General features: G+C 70.4%; 6 protein-coding genes. 1 reads left to right on the forward strand and 5 read right to left on the reverse strand.

Translation table 11 applies throughout. The features are described from left to right. Positions 1-152: 152 nt before the first annotated feature. The 5 genes from guaA to E5N76_RS29135 form a co-directional block, all read right to left on the reverse strand. Positions 153-1,721 carry a glutamine-hydrolyzing GMP synthase gene (guaA, locus tag E5N76_RS29115; protein ID WP_149541490.1) on the reverse strand — a complete coding sequence of 523 codons (1,569 nt, stop codon included), beginning with the start codon at positions 1,719-1,721 and terminating at the stop codon, positions 153-155. 65 nt (positions 1,722-1,786) lie between these two features. Next, positions 1,787-2,737 (reverse strand): Bug family tripartite tricarboxylate transporter substrate binding protein, encoded by a 951-nt coding sequence (locus E5N76_RS29120; RefSeq protein WP_149541491.1) that lies wholly within the window; start codon positions 2,735-2,737, stop codon positions 1,787-1,789. A 349-nt stretch (positions 2,738-3,086) separates the two neighbouring features. Further along, positions 3,087-3,665 (reverse strand): GNAT family N-acetyltransferase, encoded by a 579-nt coding sequence (locus tag E5N76_RS29125; protein ID WP_149541492.1) that lies wholly within the window; start codon positions 3,663-3,665, stop codon positions 3,087-3,089. 30 nt (positions 3,666-3,695) lie between these two features. Then, positions 3,696-5,072 carry an RsmB/NOP family class I SAM-dependent RNA methyltransferase gene (locus E5N76_RS29130; protein ID WP_149541493.1) on the reverse strand — a complete coding sequence of 459 codons (1,377 nt, stop codon included), beginning with the start codon at positions 5,070-5,072 and terminating at the stop codon, positions 3,696-3,698. Continuing rightward, on the reverse strand, positions 5,069-5,731 hold the full coding sequence (locus E5N76_RS29135) for a haloacid dehalogenase type II (RefSeq protein ID WP_149541494.1): 663 nt from the start codon (positions 5,729-5,731) through the stop codon (positions 5,069-5,071). The genes E5N76_RS29130 and E5N76_RS29135 overlap by 4 nt, the downstream gene beginning before the upstream one ends. Positions 5,732-5,854: 123 nt before the next feature. On the opposite strand from E5N76_RS29135, the gene E5N76_RS29140 reads away from it, so the two are divergent. After that, positions 5,855-6,640, forward strand: coding sequence for an SDR family NAD(P)-dependent oxidoreductase (locus E5N76_RS29140; RefSeq protein WP_149541495.1), 786 nt, complete (start codon positions 5,855-5,857; stop codon positions 6,638-6,640). Positions 6,641-6,895 lie beyond the last annotated feature (255 nt).

Consider the following 6,895-nt stretch of genomic DNA (forward strand, 5'->3'; position numbering starts at 1 on the left):
GAGCAGCGAACTATCGGCACCACCTGGCGCAAGGTCGGCGCCATCCTCGACCTCGTCAGCCCAACCGAATGCGCCAACTATCTCGCCAACTCAGGATATGCTTCCGCCTAAACACAGCATGCTCTAGGTGCCGGCCAGTGCCGGACGCCAAATCATTCCCACTCGATCGTCCCCGGCGGCTTGCTCGTAATGTCGTAGGTCACGCGATTAATCCCGCGCACCTCGTTGACGATGCGATTCGCGACGCGTGTCAGGAAGCCCATATCGAAGGGATAGACGTCCGCCGTCATTCCATCCGTGCTGGTCACGGCCCGCAGCGCGCAGGCCTGGTCATAGGTGCGGCCATCGCCCATCACCCCGACCGTCCGCACCGGCAGCAGCACGGCGAAGGCCTGCCAGATGGCGTCATACAAGCCGGCGGCGGCGATTTCCTCGAGGTAGATGCTATCCACCTTGCGCAGCAGATCGGCCTTCTCGCGCGTCACCTCGCCGGGGATGCGGATGGCGAGGCCCGGTCCCGGGAAGGGATGCCGGCCGACGATCTCCTCGGGGATGCCGAGTTCGCGCCCCAACGCCCGCACCTCGTCCTTGAACAGCTCGCGCAGCGGCTCGACGAGCTGCATGCGCATATGCGCCGGCAGGCCGCCGACATTGTGGTGGCTCTTGATCGTGACGCTCGGCCCGCCGGTGGCGGAGACGCTCTCGATCACATCCGGATAGAGCGTGCCCTGGGCGAGGAAATCCGCGCCGCCGAGCTTCGCCTGCTCCTCCTCGAACACCTCGATGAAGAGCCGGCCGATGATCTTCCGCTTCTGCTCCGGATCGGTCACGCCGGAGAGCTGGCCGAGGAACAACTCGCTCGCATCGCGGTGGACGAGCTGGATGTTGAAGCGGCCGCGGAAGGTCTGCACCACCTGCGCACTCTCGCCCGCCCGCATCAGCCCGTGATCGACATAGATGCAGGTGAGCTGGTCGCCGATCGCCTCATGGATCAGCACCGCCGCGACGGAGGAATCGACGCCGCCGGAGAGGCCGCAGATCACCCGCCCCTTCCCCACCTTGGCGCGGATGCGGGCGATCTCTTCGGCGCGGAAGGCGCCCATGGTCCAGTCGCCAGAACAGCCGCAGACCAGATGGGTGAAGTTCTTCAGCAGCGCCCCGCCATGCGGCGTGTGCACCACCTCCGGATGGAACATGGTGCCGTAATAGTGGCGCTTGTCGTCGGCGATCAGGGCGAAGGGCGCGCCTTCGCTGCTTGCCACCACGCGGAAGCCGGGCGGCAGCTCGGTGATCCGGTCGCCATGGCTCATCCAGACCTGTTCCCGCGCCCCCTTGGCCCAAAGCCCCTGGGTGATCGCGCATTCCCCGGTCACGTCGATGAAGGCGCGGCCGAATTCCGCCGGGTGCCCGCCCTCTACCTTGCCGCCGAGCTGGGTCGCCAGGGTCTGCTGGCCGTAGCAGATGCCAAGCACGGGCAGGCCGCTCTCGAACACCTCCTGCGGCGCCCGGGGGCTTTCCCCCTCCGTCACGCTCGCCGGGCCGCCGGAGAGGATGATGCCCTTCGGCGCAAATTCGCGGATGCGCTCGCCGCTGGCGGTATAGGGCCAGATCTCGCAATAGACCCCGGCCTCCCGCAGGCGCCGCGCGATGAGCTGCGTCACCTGGCTGCCGAAGTCGAGAATCAGGATGCGGTCATGCCGCTGGGCGGTAGGGTCGGCCATGGAGCAGCTTGCACCATAGGGGCCGGCTGAAGGCAAGCTTTGCCTGCCATGCAGCCAGCGCCGCCCTATTCCACCGTGATGTTGGACGCCGCGACGATCTCCTTCCACTTGGCCCGCTCGGCGGCGGTGAAGGCGGCCAGCTCGGCGGCATCGCCTTGGACGGTCTCGAAGCCGAGATCGGCCAGCCGGGCCACCAGGGCCGGGTCCGCCAGCACCCGGCGAATCGCCGCGCCGGCGCCTTGCACCGCCTCCTCCGGCGTGCCGGTGGGGGCGTAGGCAGCCATCCAGGCGGCGAAATCATAGCCGGCCAGCCCGGCCTCCTGCAGCGTCGGCAGGCTGGGCAGCAGGGCGCTGCGGGCGGCGCCGGTCACCGCCAGGGCCCGCACCTCGCCGTTGCGGGAGAGCGGGATGCCGACCGTCAGGTCCACGATGGCGAAGCCGATCCGCCCGGCGACCAGGTCGGTCATGGTGGCGGCGGAGGAGCGGTAGGGCACGTCCAGCACCTCCGCCCCGATCTGCCGCATCAGGGTCTTGCCGGCGGCCAGGTACACGGCCGACCAGTGGCCGAAGGAGAGGGATTGCGGCTGGGTCCGGGCCAGGGCGAGGAAGGCCGGCAGATCCGCCGCCGGCACGGCCGGGTGCACCGCCAGCATCAGCGGGAATTGCCCGATCCGCGCCACCGGCACGAAATCGCGCTGCGGGTCGTAGGGCAGGCTGCGGTAGAGGGCCGGGCTGATCGCCTGGGTGGTGCCGGTGGTGAGGAAGATGGTGTAGCCATCCGGCCGCGCCCGGGCCGCCGCCTGGGCGCCGATGGTGCCATTGGCGCCGCCGCGATTCTCGATAACCACCGGCTGGCCCAGCGCCCGGCCGAGCTGCTCCGCCAGGATCCGCGCCACCCCGTCCGTGCCGCCGCCAGCGGCGAAGGGAACGATGGCGGTGACCGGCCGCTCCGGCCAGGCAGCCCTGGCGGGCAGGGCCAGCAACAGCGCCAGGCAGCATGCAACAGCGAAGCGCATCGGCTCGCTTCCTCCCGAGATGGATTCTTGGACAGAAACTATCCCATCCGCAGGCGGCGTCGAGGCCCGATCTCGCCGGCTGGGTGGATGCAGGCAGCCTAGAAGGGGGAAAGTGAAATCGAGGTAAAGATCGGGGCTCTGCCCGTTGGACGCGGCGCGTCCACCCGCCGGACCCCGGAGTCTGCTGGTTCAGACCCGTGGACTGAACCAGCAGACTCCGGGCGTGGTCCGGGAGGAAGCGTTGCCGGCAGCGCCGGCAACCCCGCCCGACGGGCGTGCAGAGGGCAGCACCCTCTGCCGGGGGCATGGGGGCGAAGCCCCCATTCGCCAATCCGCGCGCACGGGGCCCCTACCCCTCCGGCGCCGGCGCCGTCGCGGCCAGCAGGCTTTCGATCGGGTCCCAGAGGAAGGCCATCTGCTCGAGCCTCTGCCCGGCGAAGCCGATCTCCTCCCGCGCCACCGGCTTGCCGCCCAGATGCTGGTAAAACCAGCGGGTCGGGTTGTCCTTCAGCACCCAAAGCATGGCCGAACGGCATCCGACCGCCGCCAGATGTGCCGCCATGGCCCGCATCAGCCGCCGGCCCACGCCGCGGTCCCTGTAGTCATCCAGCAGATAGAGGGTTTCCACCTCCCCCTGCCCCAGCCCCAGCCGCCGGGCCCGGCCGCCGGAGACGAAGCCCACCACCACGGAGCCGCCCTCCGGCGTGCCCGCCGGCGCATCCTCCCCGCTGGCGACCGCCACGAAGACGGCATGGCCGTTATGCCGCCCGGCAATCGCCTGCTCATAGCCCGCGGCGTGGCGCACGGAGGACATGCCGGCCAGGTAGTCCTCCGGGAGGACGCCCGGATAGGTGCTGCGCCAGGTGGCGACATGGACCGCGCCGATGGCGGCGGCGTCGTCGGGGCGGGCACGGCGGATGCAGATCATGCTGCTGCGCTCTCTCCCGGGTCCTGGGGGTCAGGACCGCCGTTGCAGGACGGCAGCGAAGAAGCCGTCCATGCCATGCCGCGCCGGGGAGGTGAGCAGAAACTCCCCGTCGCCGGGCGGCGGCCCCAGCTCCGGGTGCCGCGCGCGCGCTTCGCTCCAGGCAGCCTCCATGGGCAGCAGGGCGAAATCGGGGCGGCGTTGCAGGAAGGCGTTCACCTGCGCCTCATCCTCTTCCGGCAGCAGCGAACAGGTAGCGTAGACCAATCTTCCGCCGGGGCGCACCAGCTCCGCTGCGGTTGAGAGAATTTCACCCTGTTTGACGCAAAGTTCGGCAATGTCGGCCGAACCGGTACGCAGCCGGGCGTCCGGGTTGCGCCGCCAGGTGCCCGTGCCGCTGCAGGGGGCGTCCACCAGCACCCGGTCGAATTGGCCGGCGCGGCGCTTGGCCCAGCGGTCGCCGGGCTGCAGCAGGTGGCGTTCGGCATTGTCCACCCCGGCGCGGCGCAGCCTTTTGGCGGCGCCTTCCAGCCGGGGGGCGGAGACGTCGCAGGCGGTGATGCGGCCGCGATTGCCCATGGCCGCGGCCAGGGCCAGGGTCTTGCCCGCGGCGCCGGCGCAATAATCCGCCACGCGAAGGCCGGGCCGGGCATCGGTCAGCAGGGCGATGAGCTGGCTGCCCTCGTCCTGCACCTCCACCAGCCCCTCCTGGAAGGCGCGGCTCTGCGTCACCGGGCGGCGGGCGGGCAGGCGGAGGCCCCAGGGGGAAAAGGGGGTGGGGGTGGCCTCGATGCCCTCCGCCGCCAGCGCCGCGGCGGCCTCGGCCCGGGTGGTCTTCAGCAGGTTGGCGCGGAGGTCGAGAGGAGCCTCGCCTTCCATCGCCGCCGCTTCCTCGGCGAGGTGTGGACCGAATCGGGCGGCGAAGCCGGGCAGCGCCCAATCCGGCAGGTCCAGCCGGATGCCCTCCGGCATCTCCGGGTGCAGCAGGCCGCCGGGGGCGGCGGCGGAAAGGGCGCGGAGGAGCTTCTCCTCCGGCGGGGTCAGGGGCGGGGCGGCGTATTGGCCGCCGGGGAAGGCGGCCAGCACGGCGGGCAGCTCCAGCCCCTCCGCCAGCAGCAGATGCGCGGCGACCAGGAAGCGCGGCGTCGGCCGGGCGCCGATCCGGGCCAGCCACCAATCCAGCCGCAGCCGCTGGCGCACCACGCCCCAGGCGCGTTCGGCAATGGCGCGGCGGTCGCCGCCGCCGATGTAGCGGCGGGCGCGGAAGAAATCATTGGCGATGGCGTCCGCCGGGCGGCGTCGCGCCGGAGGTGCGCCGGACATACGCGCCGGAGGCGCGCCGGAAAAGCTTTCGGCCTCCAGCGCGGCCAGCAGGTCGATGGCGGCGGCCAGTCGGGCGGCAGGGGTCACGAAAGCAATCCGGGCAGGGCGGCCAGATCGGCCAGGATGGTGGCGCGACGGTCCAATTCGTACTCCTCCGGCCCGCCGGCGCGGTTCACCCAGAAGATGCGGAAGCCGAAGCAGGAGGCGCCGAAAGCGTCCCAGGGGTTGGAGGAGATGAAGGCCACCTCGCCCGGCGGCAGGTCGAAATGCTCGGAGGCCAGGGCGTAGATGCTGGGATCGGGCTTGTAGCGGCGCAGCGGGTCCACGGAGAGAACGGCATCCAGCAGCGGCGCCAGCCCGGCGGCGGCCACCGCCGAATCCAGCATGTCCGGGCTGCCATTGGAAAGGATGGCGGTGGGAATGCCGCGGGCGCGTAGCGCCGCCAGCACCCCGGCGGCCTCCGGATAGGCGTCCAGCTCCCGATAGGCGGCCAGCAGATCGGCCCGCAGCCCGGCATCGGTCACGCCATGCACCGCCATGGCGTGGTCCAGCGCCGCCTCGGTGAGGGCCCAGAAGGGCAGGTAGGCGCCGGCGGCGGAACGGATCCAGCTCATCTCCAATTGCTTGGCGCGCCACAGGGCGGAAAGCGGTCCGGCGGCGGCGCCCAGCCGGGCGGCGTGCCGCCCGACGGCGGCATGAACGTCCAACAGCGTGCCATAGGCATCGAAGACGGCGGCGCGGGCCATCGGCGGTCTCCCTTCAAGACGGGCAGCCTACACCCGCAGGGCGGGCTTGGGACGGGGGTGGCTGGTCCTGCCGTGGCGACGGGTGCAGACTTCCGGCGCCACAGGAACCGCGGAGGAAACGCGATGCAAAACCCGATGGAACTCACCGGCCGGACCATCATCGTCACCGGCGCCGGCCAGGGCATCGGCAAGGCCATCACCGAATTGGTGCTGGGCCTCGGCGGCAATGCCGTGCTGGTGGAGCGCAACCCAGAAACCCTGGCGGCCAGCGCCGCGACCATGGACCCGGAGCGCATCCTGGCGGTGCAGGGCAACGTGGCGGAGGAGGGCTTCGGCGAATCCTGCGTCGCCCAGGCCGTCTCGCGCTTCGGCGCGGTGCACGGGCTGGTGAACAATGCCGGCATCACCCGCCCGGCGATGTTCGCCAAGATGACGATGCAGCAATGGCAGGCGGTGATCGATGTGAACCTGACCGGCTGCTACCTGATGATGCAGGCGGTGGGGCGGCACATGATCGACCGCGCCAAGGACAACATGCCGCAGCCCATCGGCACCACGGGCGCCATCGTCAACATCTCCTCCACCGCGGGCAAGCGCGGCTCCATCGGGCAGGTGAATTACTCGGCGGCGAAGGCGGGGCTGTTCGGCATGACGATGACCGGGGCGCGGGAATGGGCGCGCTACGGCATCCGCTGCAACTCCGTGGGCTTCGGCACGGTGGTGACGCCGATGACGGAGGTGATCCGCAGCGAGAAATTCGCGGCGCAGACCATGTCCCGGATTCCGATGGGGCGCTACGCGGAGCCGCAGGAGGTGGCGCCGCTGATCTGCTTCCTGCTCTCGAATGGCGCGGTGTACATCACCGGGGAGAACATGACGGTCTCGGGTGGGAGTCATATGCAGCCATAGAGCGTGATCGGTTGAGGTCGAATCGACCGAAACCGTGAATCACGCGACCGAACAATGAGCTAGAGCGGGGCGGGTGAGCGCAGCTCAACCGATCCCGCTCTAGTGTCGAGAGGGGGCGCTGCCCCCTCTCGATCTCTCCCCCGCCAAAGGCCGAAGGGCCTTTGGAAACCATGAGTTTGGCGTCTCGACCGTCGGGTCGAGACTCAAGGGTTCAAAGGGCCCTTCGGCCCTTTGCGAGGGGGAGTTTGAGGGGGA

It is taken from the genome of Siccirubricoccus phaeus (assembly GCF_008360935.1).
Lineage (GTDB): Bacteria > Pseudomonadota > Alphaproteobacteria > Acetobacterales > Acetobacteraceae > Siccirubricoccus > Siccirubricoccus phaeus.

Excerpts from the sequence above, each read along its gene's own strand:
- guaA (WP_149541490.1), bottom strand. The coding sequence starts at position 1,721 with ATGGCCGACCCTACCGCCCAGCGGCATGACCGCATCCTGATTCTCGAC.
- E5N76_RS29120 (WP_149541491.1), bottom strand. The coding sequence starts at position 2,737 with ATGCGCTTCGCTGTTGCATGCTGCCTGGCGCTGTTGCTGGCCCTGCCC.
- E5N76_RS29125 (WP_149541492.1), bottom strand. The coding sequence starts at position 3,665 with ATGATCTGCATCCGCCGTGCCCGCCCCGACGACGCCGCCGCCATCGGC.
- E5N76_RS29135 (WP_149541494.1), bottom strand. The coding sequence starts at position 5,731 with ATGGCCCGCGCCGCCGTCTTCGATGCCTATGGCACGCTGTTGGACGTT.
- E5N76_RS29140 (WP_149541495.1), top strand. The coding sequence starts at position 5,855 with ATGCAAAACCCGATGGAACTCACCGGCCGGACCATCATCGTCACCGGC.